This window comes from Marvinbryantia sp., assembly GCF_047017445.1.
Classification (GTDB): domain Bacteria; phylum Bacillota; class Clostridia; order Lachnospirales; family Lachnospiraceae; genus Marvinbryantia.
Genome location: NZ_JBKXTT010000002.1, coordinates 101,049 through 119,390 on the forward strand (window position 1 = coordinate 101,049; position 18,342 = coordinate 119,390).

Sequence of the window (18,342 nt, forward strand, 5' to 3'; positions counted from 1 at the left end):
AAAACACCTCGCCAAATGCTCAATGCGTCACTGTGGGCGAGCGCCCTATAAAAAGCTCAACACAAGTTTTGCTTTGTGAGCAAGCTCCCACGCAAACTTGTGTTGGCTTTTTGCACGGCTATACCGCTTTTTCAAACTGACTGTTATATAGGTTCGCGTAGAAGCCGCCTTTTTTCATCAGCTCGTCGTGATTTCCCTGCTCGATGATGTCGCCGTCTTTCATGACGAGGATGAGGTCGGCGTCGCGGATGGTGGAGAGACGGTGTGCGATAACAAAGCTGGTGCGCCCTTTCATCAGATTATCCATCGCTTTCTGGATGCGCTCCTCTGTGCGGGTATCGACGGAGGACGTCGCCTCGTCGAGAATGAGGATCTCGTTGTCCGCCAGGATTGCCCGCGCGATTGTGAGGAGCTGCTTCTGCCCCTGCGAAATATTGTTGGTTTCCTCATTCAGCACCATCTGGTAGCCGCCCGGCTGCGTCATGATAAATTTGTGGATATGCGCCGCCTTTGCCGCGGCGATGACCTCCTCATCGGTGGCGTCCAGCCTTCCGTAACGGATGTTTTCCATGATCGTGCCGGAGAACAGCCAGGTATCCTGCAGGACCATGCCGAACATCTCCCGCAGCTCACTGCGATTGAATTCCCGCAGATCATGCCCGTCAATCCTGATGGAACCGCTGTTTACATCGTAGAAACGCATCAGCAGCTTCACCATCGTAGTCTTGCCCGCACCGGTCGGTCCGACGATCGCGATCTTCTGCCCGTCTTTGATATCCGCCGAAAAATCATGCACAATGATCTTATCCGGCTGATAGCCGAACGACACATGGTCGAACTCCACATTTCCCTTCAGCCCCTCGATGCTCACCGGATGCTCGGCAATCTGCGGTTCTTCCTCCTCATCGAGAAACTCAAACACACGCTCCGAGGCAGCCGCCGTGGACTGCAGCATGTTCGTCACCTGCGCGAGCTGCTGGATCGGCTGCGTGAAATTGCGGATATATTGGAAGAATGACTGGATATCGCCTACCTCGATCGCGCCGCGGATAGCGAAAAAGCCGCCGAGCAGCGCCACCATCACGTAGCCCAGGTTGCCGACAAACTGCATGACCGGCATCATCATGCCGGAGAAAAACTGCGATTTCCACGCGGAATCGTACAGCTTTTTGTTTGTCTCCTCAAAGACGCTGATCACGTCTTCCTCTTTATTGAAGGCTTTCACGATATTGTGTCCGCCGTAAACCTCCTCGATCTGACCGTTCACTTCGCCCAGATACGCCTGCTGTCTCTGGAAATATTTCTGCGAGCGCTTCATCACCTGTCCGATAATTCCCATGGAAACCGGCAGGATCAGCAGCGCACAAAGCGTCATCCAGACATTAATGCTCAGCATCATCACCAGCACGCCGATGATCGTTGTCGCGGACGTAATAAGCTGCGTGAAGCTCTGATTCAGACTCTGCTGCAGCGTATCCACATCGTTTGTGACGCGCGACAGGATCTCGCCGTTTGTGCGGCTCTCAAAATAGCTGAGCGGCATCCTGTTCATTTTCTGCGAAATTTCCTTTCGCAGGCTGTAGGAAACGTCGTTGGAAATGCCGCTCATCACATATCCCTGCACGAACGAAAACAGTGCGCTCGCCGCATACAGGCACATCAGCCCGGCAAGGATCGCAGTAATCTTTCCAAAATCGATGGAACCCGTTCCCTGAATTTTTGCAACAAGTCCGTTAAACAGCTCCGTCGTCGCCTTTCCGAGAATCCTCGGACCGATAATGCTGAACACCGTGCCGGCCACAGCAAACACCAGCATCGTCAGAAAACGGAGACGATAGCGCTTCATATACGAAAGGAGCTTCGCCATCGTTCCGCGGAAGTCCTTTGCCTTCTCATTCCCCATTTTGCGTGAACCGCGCATTCCAGATCTTCTCTGCTCACTCATCCTGCCAGTTCCTCCTTTGAAAGCTGAGACTCGGCAATCTGCCGGTAAACCTCGCAGTTTTCCAGCAGCTCCCTGTGCGTACCCATGCCTGCCATCCGCCCCTCATCGAGCACAATGATCTTGTCGGCATGAAGGATCGTACTGATGCGCTGCGCCACAATAATCGTGGTCGTCTCCGCCGTCGCCTCCCGCAGCGCCCGGCGCACAGCCACATCCGTCTTATAATCCAGCGCAGAAAAGCTGTCGTCGAAAATTAGGATTTCCGGATTCTTCTCAATTGCACGCGCGATCGACAGACGCTGCTTCTGCCCGCCGGACACGTTCGTTCCGCCCTGCGCGATCGGAGACGCATAGCCCTCCGGTTTCTCCTTAATAAATTCCTCCGCCTGCGCGATCTGCGCCGCCCGCTCTACATCCGCCGTCGGTGCCTCCGGTCTGCCGTAGCGGATGTTGGAATCGATCGTTCCTGAGAACAGCACGCCCTTCTGCGGCACATAGCCGAGGCGTCCCCGCACATCTTTTTGTGACATTTTGCGGATATCCACGCCGTCCAGACGAATCTCGCCCTTCGTCACATCATAAAAGCGCGGGATCAGATTCACCAGCGTGCTCTTTCCGCTTCCGGTACTGCCGATGATTGCAATCGTCTCGCCCTTCTCCGCCGTAAAGCTGATATCTGAGAGCACTTCCTCCTCCGCATCCGGATACGCGAAGGAAACGTGATCAAACTCCAGCCTGCCCTTCACGGACACATTCGGCGTGCGCGGCTTCTCCGGATCATGGATGGTCGCCTGCGTCTCCAGGATTTCACTGATACGCTTGCCGGAAACACTCGCACGCGGCAGCATAATAGAAAGTATCGTTATCATCAGGAACGACATAATGATCTGCATCGCATACTGGATAAACGCCATCATATCGCCCACCTGCATACTTCCGTTATCGATCGCATGGGCGCCGTTGTAAACGATCAGCACCGTCACGCCGTTCATGATCAGCATCATCACCGGCATCATAAAGGTCATGCAGCGGTTGACAAACAGGTTTGTTTTCATCAGATCGCTGTTTGCCTTCTCAAAGCGCTCCTCCTCATGCTTTTCGCGGCTGAACGCACGGATTACCGGGATACCGGTCAGGATTTCCCGCGTCACCAGATTCAGTCGGTCGATCAGCGTCTGCAGTATCTTAAAGCGCGGCATCGCAACCCTGAACAATATAAATACCACCAGTACGATCAGCACCACGGCCAGACCGATGATCCAGCTCATGGAAACATCCGTGCCAAGCACCTTCAGCACGCCGCCGACGCCAAGGATCGGCGCGTAGCAGACAATGCGGAAAAACATTGCCATAAGAAGCTGCACCTGCTGAATATCGTTTGTACTGCGCGTAATCAGCGACGCCGTGGAAAACTGGTTAAATTCCGCGTTCGAAAAACCGATCACCTTGCGGTATACCACCGCGCGCAGATCATGTCCGGTCGTCGCCGCCACACGCGCCGACAAAAACGTAATACTGATCGCCGCCACCATGCCAAGGAACGCCAGCGCCAGCATTTTCAGTCCGGTGGCCAGCAGATACCGCATCTGCATCGCGTCCATATCCTCGCCAAGGCTGTCGTACTCACTCTGCACAAAGCCGACTGCCATCTGCGTGATGATCGACTCCGGCATCTGATCCATCTGTCCGCTGATGCCAGAGAGCATCCGCTCCCGCATCGCAGCCGGAAGCGCGGCAATCGTCTCAAACAGATCTGCGTTCTCCGGCAGGTTCATCTGCTCTTTGATAGCAGCCGCCGTCTCCTCCTGGGAAAGACTCACCAGGGCGACCTCTGCCTTTCCAAGCGTCCCGTTCAGCTCCTGTCTCTCTTCGCCGCTGATTTCCTGCAGATACCAGGCGTCACCCTGCTCTTTATAGACGGACTTCACCTGCTCCTGCTGCTCCTCGTCAAGAAACAGCAGCAAATGTTTAAACGACTGCGCGCTGATCTGTTCCGGCACGCCGTCCTCTATTCCTTTTTGCTGGATTCCCACATTAATAATATCCGAGGTGTAGGAAGGCAGCGACAGATCACAATATGCCTGCAGAAAAAGCAGCAGCACGATCAGCAGCATATAGCCCACCGATCTTTTCATATATTTCACAAGCTTCAGCATTTCCTTTTCCCCTCACTCTTTTTTCATACGAAGTTAATAAATTTTATTACTATATATATAAATAATCAAGTCCCTTTATAGAAATTTAACAAAACTTTTATAGACTATTACGGTTCACTTCGTTCACAGCAACCTTCGCAAATCCATTTATAATTCGCTTCGCGAATAGGATTTGCTCACGCCTGAATCACGTTCTCACGCCTCAAACCCACAAGACTAGCTTCGCGTCGCAGCAGGTGTTTGAGGCTTGCGTAAACAGCAACTATAGATTACTTTTTTCATAAAAAAAGCAGGAAATTTTTCTTTTCGGAAATATCCTGCCCCTTTTGATTCTCTGTATTCTTTTGCCTTTTTTATTCCCGCGAGCAATGAGCCAAGTGCCGTGCTTGCACGAGCATTTGGCGGTGCTGTGTGCCTGAAAATACCGCCTCACTGCCTTCGCATTCAGAACCGTATCCTCCGCCCCGCAATCCTTGACAGAAGAGGCTCGCTGTGCGACACAACGATCAGTCCGATTCCCCTCTCTTTTGTCTCTTTCAGCAGAAAATTCCAGATCTGGCTCTGCGTGATCATGTCCAGCATGGTGCTGATTTCATCGGCGATCAGAAATTTTGTGTCTCTTCCGAGGGCGCGCGCGATACAGAAGCGCTGCAGCTCTCCGCCGGACAGCTCCTGCGGATAGCGGTTCATCCAGTCCTGCTCGATGCCAAGCTCCCGGATGATGCGCTCCTCGATGTCCTGTCCGTCCGTCAGTGTATCCCTCATGCGCAGACGCGGGTTCACCGCGCGCTCCGGATGCTGCCAGATCATCTGCACCGGACAGTATCCCTTTTTCGGAAGCGGCTTTCCATCCAGAAGGACCTCGCCGGACTGAGGCTTTAAATAGCCCGCCAGAATTTTGCAGAGCGTCGTCTTTCCAAAACCGCTCGGTCCCAGGATCGCCGCGCGCTCGCTGCTGTCTACCCTCAGGGACACATTCTGAAAAACAGTGCCCTCCCTCTCCTCATAGGAAAATGTTACATTATGCGCTTCCAGTACCATAGCTTTCCTCCGTTAATATGATGCTCCTGCTGCATCTCAATTTGCGCAGATGTCACCTGCTGTATTCTGTTCTGCCCTGCGATATGTCACCTGCTATATTCTGCTCTGTCCTGTGAGATGTCACTTATTCGTACCGGCCCGCAATGTGCGTGGTGCGCCTCCACCGCAAGCGGCTCTCCTTTGTACTGCACGCAGCGCACTGTCGCGCAGCCTACGCGCCGCATGGGGACGTCGCTCCGGCACTTTTCCGAATACATGCTGCAGCGCGGTCCGAACGGACAGCCCTGCGGCATATCCTTTACATAGGGCTGCACACCCGGAAGCGGTTCAAATCCATTCTGCGGCATCGCCCGCCACAGCGCTTTCGTATAAGGATGGCGCAGGGTTTCTTCCGAAGCAAAATCCGCAACTGGGGCTTCCTCGATTGTTGTGCCTGCATAGAATACAGCCACCCGGTCCGCCACCTCCAGAGCCAGCTCAATATCATGTGTGATGAGCAGTACGCCATGTCCCTCGTCTGCAAAGGCACGGAAATCCTCCATAGATTTCTTTGCCAGCGCCAGATCCATGCCCGGCGTCGGCTCGTCCGCAATGATCAGCTCCGGCTCCTCCATCAGCGCCGACGTCAGAAGCACGCGCCGGGTCATTCCGCCGGAGCATTCAAAAGGATACTTATTGTCTACATCTTTTCCCAGACCGTAGCGCGCAAAAAGTGATCTCTGACGCTGGCGGCGCGCCGCGTTCTTTTTTCCCTGGCTCACCTGCTCGCCCACCTTCATCAGCGGATCGAGATAGGTCGTGCTCTGTGGGACAAAGGCGATCTTATGCCCACGAAGCTCCTTCATTTTTTCCGCCGTCAGCAGCTCTCCGTCAAAGTACATCTGTCCGCCGACCTTCGCATTATACGGCAGCATCCCCAGGATCGCGTGCGCCAGCAGGCTCTTGCCGGAGCCGCTGGAGCCGACCACCGCCACGATCTCGCCCTCATGGACAGAGACGGACAGCCGGGAGATCACCGGCAACTCCACCTGTCTGCTGCTGCGATCATTCTCATATTGCAGAAAGGAAACCGACAGCTCGTCGATTTCCAGAATGTGACGTTTTTCTGTACAGCTCATAAAATCCTCCTGTATGAAGACACTTTCTGTGGCAGGTTTGCAAAGCAGACATCCTGCCCGGACATAAAACCTATGCATGAACGCTGTTCGGATCGAGCAGCCTGCGCAGCGCATTGCCGCCGAGATCAAACAGCACTACCGTCAGCACCAGCATCATTCCCGGAAACAGCGCCAGCCACCATTTTCCCATGATCAGATAGGTCATGCTCTCCGACAGGATCACCCCGATCGCCGGCTGTTCCGAGGAAAGTCCGAAGCCTAAAAAGGTGATGCTGGATTCGTGCAGGATCGCGTGCGGAAACATCAGCACAAGTCCCACCAGAAACTGCGGCAGAAGGTGCGGAAGCATATGCTTCACGGCAATTTTCCACTTGCTCTGCCCCAGCTTTTCCGCAATCAGAATATATTCGCTCTGGCGAAGCTGCAGCACCTCCGCGCGGATCAGCCTCGCCAGCGACGTCCAGTGTGTCAGCGCCACCCCGATGATCACGCCCTTCAGTCCCTTGCCGCAGGCGTAGGAAATCAAAATTAACAAAAGGATATGTGGAATCCCCATAATTCCGTCAATCAAAAAGCTGATTGCCGCATCCACCTTTTTTCCAAACACCGCTGCGGCAACGCCGAGAAGAAGCGCCATCACCGCGCTGACGCCCGCCGCACAGACACCGATCAGAATACTCATGGAAAGTCCGGTCAGCGTGCGGCAGAGCATATTTCTGCCCAGCCAGTCCGTCCCAAACGGATAAGCCAGACATGGCGTCAGATTTTTCCGTGAAAAATCTGTCTCCATCGCGGCATCGTGGCAGAGAATTCCAGCGATTGCCACACCCGCCAGAAATATCACAGAAAATATCAGCAAAATCTGCGCGCGCTGTCTCTGATTGAATCTCTGCTTCACGTTCCACGCCCGCTGCCCCTGATTTAATTTCTGCCTCATGTCCTACGCCCTCCTTTCCGCATGCGCGGATCCACCACGCCGTACAGGAGGTTCGCAATAAAGTTGCCGAAAAAGACGATTGCCGCCGTAATCAACGTGATGCCCATCAAAAGCGGCACATCACTCCCGGTGCCCGCCGCCACAGCAGCCTGTCCGAGCCCCGGATAGGAAAATACCTGCTCCACCAGCACCGAACCGCCGATAATTTCACTTATTGATGCAAATTGCAGCGTAAGCGCCGGAAGCAGCACATTGCGCAGCGCATGTCTGCGCACGATGCTGCCCGTCTTTTCGCCGCGCGCCCGCGCGAACAGCACATAATCGCTCTCCATGATGTCGATCATTTTTTCCCGCGTGTGCAGGGCAATATTGGATACTCCGGTAATACTTAATGTAAACGCCGGAAGGATCGCGTGGCGTACACGATCCAGAAACGTCACTCCGGCAGCCTCCATTCCGATCGGCACGCTTAAACCGATCGGCAGCAGCTTCAGCCACACACTGAAGATTAACAGCAGCAACAGCGCCAGCCAGAAAGCCGGCGTGCTGGCGATCAACAGGCAATAGCCCTTTACCAGTTTGTCCACAGTTCTTCCGCGGAATACTCCGGCAAGCACACCAAGACAAAAGCCGAGCAGCCCGGAGATCACCCATGCCATCCCCATCAGAAACAGGGAATTTGACAATTTTACCGCGATCACGTCCGTTACCGGCTGGCGGTAAAGCAAAGATGTGCCAAGATCCCCCCGGAGGGCATCCTTCGCCCAGTTCAGATAGCGCTTTACGGGCGGCTCATCGACGCCCCAGTAGGAGCGCAGCTTTTCCTTCTGCGCCTCGCTCATACTGCCGAGCGCCGCCTGCCCCACATTTGCCTGCAGCGGATCGATCGGCGAGGCGGAGACCAGAGCAAACGTCGCGACACTCACCGCCGCAAGCAGCAAAAGCATTCGGATAAAGTTTTTTCCGGCAAATAATAAGTTGTGTTTCATGAAAAATAATTTACTCCCATTCCCACTGATCTACGTTATTAACGATCGACCATCCATGCCCATGCGGATGGATTTTCTGATCGGCTACGGTCAGACCGTCGCGCACAAAATACAGATGATCGATATTGCACAGCCATATCCACGGAATGTCGCCGTCCTGGGTGACGCCGGTCTCGCCGTCCCACTGCGCTTTTTTCCACAGCTCATAGGATTCTTCCAGATCGCTCGTCTGCAGCGCCTCGTCCATGTAGGCATCCACCTTTTCATTAGCGTAAGGCGAAAGCTCCGCCAGACCGCTGTCTGTCGTGTGATAAATATTGTAAAGCTCCATCGGTGTGTGTGCTCCCCAGCCCCACACAAGCGCATCCGACTGCGCGCGTGTGTAGGCGGTATCCCAGCCCACGCCCTCGGTCGTCACATCGATGCCGAGCGCTGCAAGCTGATTTGCGGTATCCTCTGCAAGCGCCTGCCGCACAGAATCGCCATTGGAGAACATCAGTGTGAGCTCCGCACGCACGCCGTCCTTTTCCCGGATGCCGTCCGCGCCTTCCGTCCAGCCTGCCTCCTCCATCAGCTTTTTCGCCTCGTCCAGGTTATATTCTGTCACCGCCGCGTCATTGTACCACGGCATTTTATCACATACGCTGTACGCCGCCGTTCCATAGCCGTTTAAAACATTTGTGATCATTTCTTCCCGGTTGATTGCAAGATTGATCGCCCTGCGCACATTCACATCACATGTTAATGCATTTCCGTAAGTGACGCCGTCGATTTCCTGCGGCTCGGTGCACGGAAGATTGATGCCGCGGTTGTCCACAGTCGCCACACTCAGTAAGTTGTATCCGGCAATATCCATCTCACTGTAGGCGGCCGCTGTGTGCGCCACATCGACCTGACCCGCCATTGCCGCTGCAAGAGCTGCGTCCTCTTCCATAAACAGCACTGTCACTTTTTGAATTTTGGGCGCTTCCCCGTAATAATCAGGATTGGCCTCAAAGATCACCTGCTGCCCCTGATCCCACTGCTTCATAATGTAACGTCCGGAGCCGATCGGATTCCAGCCGTAATTTTCATCGTATGCATGCTCCGGCACGATCCCGACGATCGCCATTGTGTACGGCCAGATGGAATAGGGCGTATTCATATGAAATTCCACCGTCGTATCGTCCACCGCAACCGCTTCCTTCAGCATCGTAAAATCATTCACCGAACTGTTGTCCCGGCAGTTATTGTAGGTAAACGCCACATCCTCCGCCGTCAGCGGCTCTCCGTCCGTGAATTTCACGTCATCGCGGATCTTCACCGTCCAGGTAAGCCCGTCCTCGCTGCAGGAGTACTCCGTCGCCAGGTCATTCTCAATCGAAAGGTCTGTCGTCGTGCGCACCAGCGTACTCTGGATCAGCGGCTCATGTACGTGCTCGCCCGCACCCCAGCCATACGCCGGATCAAATCCCGACGCCGGCTCCGAGGTCGCCGGCATCGTCACGATCACGGAATTATCCTCCGCATTTGCAAGCGCTGTCGTTCCAATAAAAAGTGTGCCCGTCAAAATTGCCGCACAGAAAAGCCCCGTTATTTTTCGTACTGTCATATTGTTACTCCCTTTCTGGTCTCATTTTAACCGTGATAAATTTCAGGTTTCGCGAAATGTCGACTTTTCACTATCATTGAAAGCCGCGAACCGTTCCTTTGGCAATTTCACCCGCGTTCGCATAGCACCCCGGCTTTCATTAGTGATATTATATACGTAAAAAAATCCCCCCACAAGCCCGGTGGGGGGATAAAAATTTAACAATCTCTCAGGAAAGGATCTGCGCGGCAGACTGTTCGAGCTGCGCTTTCGCTCTGCGGATTTCCTCCAGCTCCGACTCGGAAATCTTATCCAGCCGGCACTTATTAAGCAGCTTTTGCAAGGTGTTGCAATCATTTTTGATCTGCTTTTTATCCGCCTTGTCAAGATTCTTTTTTTCTTCTTTCAGCGCACGCTGTACCTGCGTGACAAGTGTCTGCGCCTCACGCGTCAGCTCCATCGCATCCACGCGGATCTGATCCTGCCCGGCGTACTCGTTCGCATCGCGGATTGCCTGCTCGATCTCCGACTCAGACATGCGGTCATTCGCCGTGATGGTGATCGACTGCTCCTTTCCGGTGTCCAGATCCTTCGCAGACACCGTCAGAATACCGTTGGTGTCGATATCAAATGTAACCTCGATCTGCGGCACGCCCGCCGGAGCGCGCTTGATTCCCTTTAAGCGGAATTTTCCGATCGTCTTATTGTCCCGCGCCATCGGCCGCTCACCCTGCAATACGTGGATCTCTACGTCGCGCTGATACGGCGCCGCTGTAGAGAACACCCGTGAAAAGCGCGTCGGCAGCGTAGAGTTTCGCTCGATCAGACGGGTGGCAACGCCTCCCACCGTCTCGATGGAAAGGCTGAGCGGAATCACATCCAAAAGCAGCAGATCCTGCCCGGCGCCCGCTGTCACCAGCGCATTTCCCTGCAGGGTGCTTCCAAGGATCGCCGCGCCCTTCGCCACGCACTCGTCCGGGTTGATGTTCCTGGAAGGCTCCTTTCCGGTAAGCGCGCGCACCTTCGCCTGGATCGCCGGAATTCTGGTGGAACCGCCGACCAGCAGCACTCTTCCAAGCTCGGAAGCAGCAATGCCTGCATCATTCAGAGCGTTCTGCACCGGTTCCGCAGTCCGTTCAATTAAGTCTCTTATTAATTCCTCAAACTTTGCACGCGTGAGGACAATGTCCATGTGTACCGGGCCTTCCCTGCCCGTTGTAAGATACGGCAGTTCAATATGTGCACTGTCTGCCGTAGAAAGCGTTTTTTTCGCCTGCTCCGCCGCCTCGGTGACTCGCGTCATCGCCGCAACATCACGTGTAATATCTATGTGATGTTCCTCACGGAAGCTGCGAACCAGCCAGTCGCGGACGCGCGCGTCAAAATCATCACCGCCCAAGTGATTGTCGCCCGCCGTCGCAAGCACCTCGATGACACCCTCGCCGATCTCAATGACAGAAACATCAAACGTGCCGCCGCCCAGGTCATAAACCATCACCTTCTGCGGCTCCCCGTGGTTCAGCCCATAGGAAAGCGCCGCGCTGGTCGGCTCGTTGATAATGCGCTTGACATTTAATCCGGCAATACGCCCGGCGTCCTTGGTCGCCTGCCGCTGAATATCATTAAAATATGCCGGAACAGTGATAACCGCCTCCGTCACCGGTTCCCCGATAAAGCTCTCCGCATCTTTTTTCAGCTGCATGAGGATCATCGCGCTGATCGTCTGAGGCTTGTACTCCTTGCCATCGATCCGGATGCTCCAATCCGTTCCCATGTGACGTTTCACCGAGCTGATCGTGCGCTCCGTGTTTGTCACCGCCTGTCTGCGCGCCGCATCTCCGACGATGCGCTCGCCCGCTTTCGAAAATGCCACCACGCTCGGCGTCGTCATCGCGCCGGAGCTTGCCGGAATGATCACCGGCTCCCCGTTTTCCACAACGGATACGCAGCTGTTTGTTGTTCCCAAATCGATTCCTATTACTTTACCCAAAGCTTATCCTCCTAACAGCACCGGCAGAAGGTGCAGAAAAATTGCAGCATACAAAAACTCATGCACATGCGGTTAAAGCCCTCCGCGTATTTCTGGTAATCCTGCCCGTTTTGATTATATGTGTCCCCGGTCTGCTGCATACACTGAAGCGTCTGCCGGTAAACCGTATTATCCGGCTCCCTCTGGAGCGCTTTCTGAATCTGCTCCACCGCAAATATCGTGTTGCCAAGTCCATGATTCGCGAGCGCACTCAAATAGTACCATCTCGCATTGCGGTTCGCGCTGACAATACTGTTCAGCGTCTGATTGGCATAGCTGTATTGTTTCATATTAATAAAGTCGATCGCCTTCCGGATGTCGGCACTATCCTGCGGCTGTGCATTTGGACGTGGCATTTCCCGCGTCTGTCCAAAGCCAAACAGATCGTCAAAATCAAAACCGCCAAATCCACCGTAACCGCCATAGCCACCTGATCCGTTTCCATACCCGCCCTGCTGTCCGCCGTAGCCGCCTGAACCACTTCCATAGCCGCCCTGCTGTCCGCCGTAGCCGCCCGAACCGCTTCCATAGCCGCCCTGCTGCCTGCCATAACCACTATAGCCGCCTGAACCATTTCCATAGCCGCCATAAGAGCTTCCCGGACCGCGCGACTGCTGACGGTTCTGATATTTTTCCGGGTTATTCAGCATATCATATGCCTCATTTACCTCGTTCATCTTCTCTGCAGCCTTCGGATCATCCGGGTGCAGATCCGGGTGATATTCTTTTGCCTTTTTGCGGTATGCCCGCTTTATTTCATCCTTCGTCGCATCCTTTGATACCCCAAGTACTTTATATGGATCGTCAATCATGGGATTTCTCCTTTCCCAGTATCCTTGCGTAGTATTGCTGCCATACTCCGCCATACAAAATATTTTTCAGCAGGTGCTCATCCTGCACCAGCGGCAGCTTCTCAAACTGATGTGTGGCGTTTCCAATCGCCATCGTAAGCACCGCTTCCATCTCCTCCGGTTTTTTCTGCATACTGACCAGCGGATTGTAATTTTTCTTTTTCAGATCTTTTTTGTAATCCATCGCGGCATCCATCAGATAAATAAACCGCCCCAGCTCATACCCGAAGCTGCGCAGACTATTGCTCCAGAAATCCTCCTCATACACAAAAAGCTCAGAGAGCATTTTCCCGGAACAGTTCACCGCATCATCCGGTATACTGTTATGTGACTTTTCAATCGCAGCCAGCTCTTTAATGCTGCTCGCCACGATCCGGCTCTGTCTGGGATATTGCTGAACCGTTTTCTGGAAGCTGTCCTCCAGTATTTTCGCATAGCGGTATTTCAAATGATTTCGCTCGTCCTCCCAGTCATCCAGACATTTATAATAGGTCATGAGCACCGTCATATCCGCGGCATATTCCGTGAATTTATTTTCCACGGCAATTTTTTTGCGGGTCGGATGAACCGCGCAGCGAAAGCTCTCCTCCTTTTCCGGCGGCTCATAAAGCGATGACAGGAACAGGATCACAAACGTCATATCATACGTCAGACTCATCCGCTCCATCTGTCCGTACCGCTCCCCCAGTGTTTTACAGAGTCCGCAATACACTTTCTGATACCGGTCAAGCTCCTCCTGTGAAAGTCCTTTTTTATTACAAATGATATATCCAAACATATTTTTTGCTCCTTATCATTCTGCTACAGATAATTGTACCTTTCACAAAAAATAAGTCAACGGCTTTTATGATTTTTTTATGGTTCTGCGTAATTTTTTATAAATCCAAAAGGATGTCACGTCCTATTTGTGTGACATATACTTTCTGTGAATGAAAACGGAAGCTTCTCTATCTTCTTCAGGTTTTCATCCGAATGCTCCACCTCGCGGGAATAGCGGTACACCACGTCGATCACATCTTCCTCATCAAGCTGCCGTCCGTTTTTCAGCCAGCGCGCTTTTAAGATTTCCCCGATCGCCTCCGCGCTGAGCAGCGCCATTTTCATTTTGGAAAATACCTGTCCGTCGTAAACGGCGCCGCAAAAATATGTACTCACAAAATATACGAGAAGCTGTTCCTTCTGAATCTCCCACACCGGATAGTTTTCTGCAAGCCAGCTTTGAAAATCCGCCGTAACAAGCGCATACTCCTGCGCCGTGTGTCCCAGAAATAAAAACTGCTCCACCTCCAAAAGCTGTACGTCCCACTCCTGCCGGAGCAGCTCAAGCTGAAAAAGCCCCCGGAAATTTTTCTTCGCCACCGCAAAGCTTCTCCCGGCATCCGCACCTTCTTCACACATTCTTTTTGCTGCAAACTGCCGTGCCGCTTCACGCTGATATTTTTCCAGCACCTCCTGACAGGCAAACAATTCTCCCTGGTCGATGCGGCGCTGCATATCGTGTGCAATACCGTATACCAGCCGCTCCCGCACTCCGTTCGGAAGCGTGCGGTCCTGCAAAATGTGAAGTATCACCTCACGCGCATCACATAATGCGGAATACAGAAGAAGATCAAAATCCTCCTCATACGTCTCCCGACGCTTTGTCTCCGCCCGCTGAAACGTCACAGGTTCTGTATGATGCATCAGAATTTTTGTGACCTCCGGGCACGACAGAGACAGAGTAAGCTCCCGCACGCCTTCAAATTCCTCGATGTGCCGCGGATAACGCCTGCAGGTCTGGCACAGATGATCGCGTCCAAGCGCTGTATAAAGATCGCATAAATTTTCATCATTCAAAAATGCGCAGCGTTTTTCCGCTTTCTGATGAAATACCTGCCCTTTCCAGTCGATTCCCCGGCGCAGCCGTTTCCGAAAGCTTCCCTTGCAGGTCTTATATTTTTTCAGTGATCTTCTGTCGATCACGATCTGCCAGCCGGCACAGCAGGTATCCTCGCAGGCATCGGCTGTGCAGTGAAATTTTGTGTAATAATCCGGTCTTGTATATAGCATCCTTCTGTCAAAAAAATTTCTGCGGGACAGCAGAAACTTTTCCGATCTCCTTTCTCTCACTTTGCGCTCATTACATTTCAATGATTCCATTGGAGATCGCTTTGAAATGCCCTCTTGCACAGTGAATCTTTGATTCCTCGATCAGTCTTGGCTGCATGGTGTCCATAGAGCCCTTTGCTGATTTTCCGCTGTTAATATAATATACATCGGCAATATTTTTGTCAATTATTCGGCATCCCGATAAAATCAGTATATCATAATTGCCTGCAAAAAGGGAGGCTTTTCGCCTCCCCATCTGTCCTATAACTTCTCCGTTACATCCTAATACTCGAGATATGCCCCTTTCATCGGGCTTGCCGCGTGCTCGCTGAAAAGTCTCAGCACACCTTTTTTGTATTTCGGCTCGCGCGGCTTCCAGTTTGCTCTGCGCTCTTTGAGTACCGCGTCGATTTCCTCCGGCGTCTTTTCCACGCCGTGGATGCCGATAATGTTGAGCTTTCGCTCCATAACGTCGATTTCGATGAGGTCGCCCTCTTCGACGAGCGCGATGGGACCGCCGTCCACCGCCTCCGGGCTGCAGTGTCCGATCACCGGACCGGTGGAGGCGCCTGAGAAGCGTCCGTCTGTGATCAGCGCGATACTGCGTCCCAGCTCCTTATCACTGCTGATCGCCTCTGAGGTATAGAACATCTCCGGCATACCGCTGCCCTTCGGACCCTCGTAGCGGATGAATACCGCGTCGCCCTTCTGCACCTTGTGCTTCAATACCGCGTCAAGGCATTCTTCCTCGCTGTCAAACGGTCTTGCCCGCAGCACCGCCTTAAACATTTCCTTCGGGCATGCCGTGTGCTTGATCACTGCGCCCTCCGGGGCCAGATTTCCCTTCAGGATCGCGATGCTGCCGTCGGTTCCGATCGCCTTGTCGTATGGGCGGATGATGTCCTCTTTTGTCACATTCACGCCGTAGCGCGCATTGAAGTCCGCCAGCCACTTTCCGCAGCGCTCATAGAAGCCGTTCTGTTTCAGCTCCTCCAGGTTCTCGCCAAGCGTCTTTCCCGTCACGGTCATCACATCAAGGTGCAGATGCTCCTTGATTTCCTCCATAATCGCCGGAACGCCGCCCGCATAGTAGAATACCTCCGCCGGCCAGCGTCCTGCCGGACGCACATCCAGAAGATAACGCGCACCTCTGTGCAGACGGTCAAAGGTATCGCCGGTGATCTCAATGCCAAATTCGTGAGCAACCGCCGGAATGTGCAGCAGACAGTTCGTGCTTCCGGAAATTGCCGCATGTACCAGGATTGCATTCTCAAAGCTGTCCATCGTCACGATATCGGACGGCTTCATATGCGGCATCGTCGCAAGCTTTACCGCCTGCTCACCGGCCTGTCTTGCGTATGCCAGAAGGTCCGGGCTGGTCGCCGGCATCAGCGCACTTCCCGGCAGCGCCAGGCCGAGCGCCTCCGCCATGATCTGCATGGTGGACGCCGTTCCGATAAAGGAACATGCACCGCAGCTCGGGCAGGCATTGCATTTCGCCCAGTTCAGCTTTTCCTCGTCAATTTCTCCGCGCTGATATTTTGCGCTGTACATGCCGAGCTGCTCCAGAGTGAGCATCTCCGGCCCCGCATTCATGGTACCCCCCGGAACCACTACCGCCGGGATGTCCACTCTTGCCAGCCCCATAAGGTTTGCCGGCATTCCCTTGTCGCAGCTTGCCAGATAAACACCGGCGTCAAACGGCGTCGCGTTTGCGTGGATCTCGATCATGTTTGCGATCATCTCACGGCTTGCCAGACTGAAATTGATCCCGTCCGTTCCCTGGCTCTCACCGTCGCAGATGTCGGTGCAGTAATAACGTGCGCCGTGTCCGCCCGCTGCCTCCACGCCTTTCCTTACTTCCTCCACCAATACGTCCAGATGACCGCTTCCCGGATGACTGTCTCCGAAAGTGCTCTCAATCATGACCTGAACCTTTGATAAATCCTCCGGCTTCCAGCCGGTACCGATGCGCAGCGGATCAAGCTCCGGCGCTAATCTTCTCATTTCCTGACTCTTTAATTCCATCGTTTGCAGCCCCTTTCTACTTTATGTTAAATGTCCTGTCGCGATTTTTCTGTGATGCGCGGGGCGAAGGTACGTCACTCCTTTTCGCCCCGCCATCCGTCTATGCGAAGAAGGATATGATTAATGCTACCACAAAACCGGTTCCGCCTACAAGCGTTTCCATAATCGTCCATGTCTTTAAGGTTGTCTTTTCATCCATGCCCACCAGCGACTTCACCAGCCAGAAGCCGGAATCGTTGAAGTGGGAACATACTGTCGCGCCGCCTGCGACTGCCGCCGTTGTACATGCAAGGTACAGCGGGGACAGCTCTGCAATGCCCGGCATTGCCGCGATGATGCCTGCCGCCATCGTCATTGCCACCGTTGCGGAACCCACGCAGATTCTTACCAGCGCAGCTACGATAAATGCGATAACAACGATCGGAAGGTTTGCGGATGCCACCGCGTTTCCGATCACATCGCCAAGTCCGGAATACTGGAGCATATAGCGGAGCACGCCGCCGCATGCCGTTACCAGAAGGATCAGTCCGGTCGGCTCCAGAGATTTTGTCATGATCTTTTCCAGCTCATCCATCTTGTAGCCATGCTTTACGCCGAGCACGAGCATCGCCACGATGGTCGCGATCAGAAGCGCTACGAACGGCTCGCCAAGGAAACCAAGGATCGGCGCGATCGGAGCCATTGCCGGAACAACGCCAGCGACAGAATCCAAAATAATCAGTACAAGCGGAATCAGGATAATTCCAACGATCGTCCAGAAGTTCGGAAGCTTCGATTCGTCAAAGTCTTCCTGATTTGCCACATGCTCCGGAACCGGAACGTAATACTTGTTTCCGCAGATGGAGCCCCATACCGGACCTGCCACGATCATCGCGAAGATACCGCAGAAGATGCCGACCATGATCACCCAGCCAAGGTCTACGCCGAGCATCGTTGCCACCAGCACCGGTCCCGGTGTCGGCGGGATAAACGCATGTCCGACTGCAAGACCTGCCAGCAGCGGAATTGCGTAAAACAGCGAGGAACGTTTTGTTCTCTTTGCCAGCGAAAATGCAAGCGGGATCAGAATAATAAGGCCTGCGTCGAAAAATACCGGCATTGAGATAACCAGACCGGTGATTCCGAGCGCCCAGGCCGCTTTTTTATCGCCAAACCATTTTACCATCGAGACGGCAAGCGTCTGAGCGCCGCCCGATACCTCCAGAATTGCGCCAAACATCGAACCAAGTCCTACCAGAAGCGCAATACCCTTTAACGTGTTTCCAATACCATCATTTACCGCCGTCACGATATCCTCGAACGGCATTCCTGCTACCAGCCCGATGACGATCGCGCCGACCAGGATAGCAACCATTGCCTGAACCTTAAATTTAATAATCAGTACCAACAGTAATGCGAGTCCTATCAGCGCGGCGATCACCAGCCGGGTAGGATTCAGAGCGACTTCTCCAGTCATAATAATAATTCCTCCTTCAGCATAATTTCGTTTCCCTTATAACATCTGACGTCTTATGTTATGTTGGTTTTATTATAGTATTTTCTTTTATTTTCGTCAATACATCTGATGTATTTTGTTCTTTTTCTACTTTT

14 protein-coding genes are annotated in these 18,342 nt (G+C 53.4%); all 14 read right to left on the reverse strand.

Annotated elements, in window-relative coordinates:
* Window positions 1–118: 118 nt before the first annotated feature.
* On the reverse strand, window positions 119–1,945 hold the full coding sequence (locus ACLU9Q_RS02475) for an ABC transporter ATP-binding protein (RefSeq protein ID WP_296908590.1): 1,827 nt from the start codon (window positions 1,943–1,945) through the stop codon (window positions 119–121).
* Entirely contained in the window at window positions 1,942–4,101 is a 2,160-nt protein-coding gene (locus ACLU9Q_RS02480; RefSeq protein ID WP_296908592.1) for an ABC transporter ATP-binding protein, read from the reverse strand. The genes ACLU9Q_RS02475 and ACLU9Q_RS02480 overlap by 4 nt, the downstream gene beginning before the upstream one ends.
* Window positions 4,102–4,545: 444 nt before the next feature.
* On the reverse strand, window positions 4,546–5,142 hold the full coding sequence (locus ACLU9Q_RS02485) for an ABC transporter ATP-binding protein (protein WP_296839232.1): 597 nt from the start codon (window positions 5,140–5,142) through the stop codon (window positions 4,546–4,548).
* Between the two features lie 86 nt (window positions 5,143–5,228).
* Entirely contained in the window at window positions 5,229–6,260 is a 1,032-nt protein-coding gene (locus tag ACLU9Q_RS02490) for an ABC transporter ATP-binding protein (protein WP_296839234.1), read from the reverse strand.
* Between the two features lie 70 nt (window positions 6,261–6,330).
* The gene (locus ACLU9Q_RS02495; protein ID WP_296839237.1) at window positions 6,331–7,197 is read right to left on the reverse strand and encodes an ABC transporter permease; all 867 of its coding nucleotides are present in this window, start codon (window positions 7,195–7,197) and stop codon (window positions 6,331–6,333) included.
* A complete protein-coding gene (locus tag ACLU9Q_RS02500; RefSeq protein ID WP_296839240.1) occupies window positions 7,194–8,186 on the reverse strand; it encodes an ABC transporter permease in 993 nt (330 codons plus the stop codon). The genes ACLU9Q_RS02495 and ACLU9Q_RS02500 overlap by 4 nt, the downstream gene beginning before the upstream one ends.
* A gap of 10 nt (window positions 8,187–8,196) precedes the next feature.
* Window positions 8,197–9,777 carry an ABC transporter substrate-binding protein gene (locus ACLU9Q_RS02505; protein WP_296839244.1) on the reverse strand — a complete coding sequence of 527 codons (1,581 nt, stop codon included), beginning with the start codon at window positions 9,775–9,777 and terminating at the stop codon, window positions 8,197–8,199.
* Between the two features lie 208 nt (window positions 9,778–9,985).
* Window positions 9,986–11,746 carry a molecular chaperone DnaK gene (gene dnaK / locus ACLU9Q_RS02510; protein WP_296839247.1) on the reverse strand — a complete coding sequence of 587 codons (1,761 nt, stop codon included), beginning with the start codon at window positions 11,744–11,746 and terminating at the stop codon, window positions 9,986–9,988.
* Between the two features lie 11 nt (window positions 11,747–11,757).
* Window positions 11,758–12,597, reverse strand: a complete 840-nt coding sequence (locus tag ACLU9Q_RS02515; RefSeq protein WP_412624616.1) for a J domain-containing protein — start codon at window positions 12,595–12,597, stop codon at window positions 11,758–11,760.
* On the reverse strand, window positions 12,590–13,414 hold the full coding sequence (locus tag ACLU9Q_RS02520) for a DUF5685 family protein (RefSeq protein WP_296839254.1): 825 nt from the start codon (window positions 13,412–13,414) through the stop codon (window positions 12,590–12,592). Before ACLU9Q_RS02520 ends, ACLU9Q_RS02515 begins: the two co-directional genes overlap by 8 nt.
* Window positions 13,415–13,530: 116 nt before the next feature.
* Window positions 13,531–14,685 carry a flagellin lysine-N-methylase gene (gene fliB / locus ACLU9Q_RS02525; RefSeq protein ID WP_296839258.1) on the reverse strand — a complete coding sequence of 385 codons (1,155 nt, stop codon included), beginning with the start codon at window positions 14,683–14,685 and terminating at the stop codon, window positions 13,531–13,533.
* 70 nt (window positions 14,686–14,755) lie between these two features.
* Window positions 14,756–14,980, reverse strand: coding sequence for a hypothetical protein (locus ACLU9Q_RS02530; RefSeq protein WP_296839262.1), 225 nt, complete (start codon window positions 14,978–14,980; stop codon window positions 14,756–14,758).
* Between the two features lie 26 nt (window positions 14,981–15,006).
* Complete coding sequence (ilvD, locus tag ACLU9Q_RS02535; protein WP_296906069.1) at window positions 15,007–16,752, reverse strand: dihydroxy-acid dehydratase; 1,746 nt, start codon at window positions 16,750–16,752, stop codon at window positions 15,007–15,009.
* Window positions 16,753–16,852: 100 nt separating this feature from the next.
* Window positions 16,853–18,208 carry a GntP family permease gene (locus ACLU9Q_RS02540; RefSeq protein ID WP_296834726.1) on the reverse strand — a complete coding sequence of 452 codons (1,356 nt, stop codon included), beginning with the start codon at window positions 18,206–18,208 and terminating at the stop codon, window positions 16,853–16,855.
* Between the last annotated feature and the right edge of the window lie 134 nt (window positions 18,209–18,342).

Excerpts from the sequence above, each read along its gene's own strand:
- ACLU9Q_RS02475 (WP_296908590.1), bottom strand. The coding sequence starts at position 1,945 with ATGAGTGAGCAGAGAAGATCTGGAATGCGCGGTTCACGCAAAATGGGG.
- ACLU9Q_RS02480 (WP_296908592.1), bottom strand. The coding sequence starts at position 4,101 with ATGCTGAAGCTTGTGAAATATATGAAAAGATCGGTGGGCTATATGCTG.
- ACLU9Q_RS02485 (WP_296839232.1), bottom strand. The coding sequence starts at position 5,142 with ATGGTACTGGAAGCGCATAATGTAACATTTTCCTATGAGGAGAGGGAG.
- ACLU9Q_RS02490 (WP_296839234.1), bottom strand. The coding sequence starts at position 6,260 with ATGAGCTGTACAGAAAAACGTCACATTCTGGAAATCGACGAGCTGTCG.
- ACLU9Q_RS02495 (WP_296839237.1), bottom strand. The coding sequence starts at position 7,197 with ATGAGGCAGAAATTAAATCAGGGGCAGCGGGCGTGGAACGTGAAGCAG.
- ACLU9Q_RS02500 (WP_296839240.1), bottom strand. The coding sequence starts at position 8,186 with ATGAAACACAACTTATTATTTGCCGGAAAAAACTTTATCCGAATGCTT.
- ACLU9Q_RS02505 (WP_296839244.1), bottom strand. The coding sequence starts at position 9,777 with ATGACAGTACGAAAAATAACGGGGCTTTTCTGTGCGGCAATTTTGACG.
- ACLU9Q_RS02515 (WP_412624616.1), bottom strand. The coding sequence starts at position 12,597 with ATGATTGACGATCCATATAAAGTACTTGGGGTATCAAAGGATGCGACG.
- ACLU9Q_RS02520 (WP_296839254.1), bottom strand. The coding sequence starts at position 13,414 with ATGTTTGGATATATCATTTGTAATAAAAAAGGACTTTCACAGGAGGAG.
- fliB (WP_296839258.1), bottom strand. The coding sequence starts at position 14,685 with ATGCTATATACAAGACCGGATTATTACACAAAATTTCACTGCACAGCC.
- ACLU9Q_RS02530 (WP_296839262.1), bottom strand. The coding sequence starts at position 14,980 with ATGGGGAGGCGAAAAGCCTCCCTTTTTGCAGGCAATTATGATATACTG.
- ilvD (WP_296906069.1), bottom strand. The coding sequence starts at position 16,752 with ATGGAATTAAAGAGTCAGGAAATGAGAAGATTAGCGCCGGAGCTTGAT.
- ACLU9Q_RS02540 (WP_296834726.1), bottom strand. The coding sequence starts at position 18,208 with ATGACTGGAGAAGTCGCTCTGAATCCTACCCGGCTGGTGATCGCCGCG.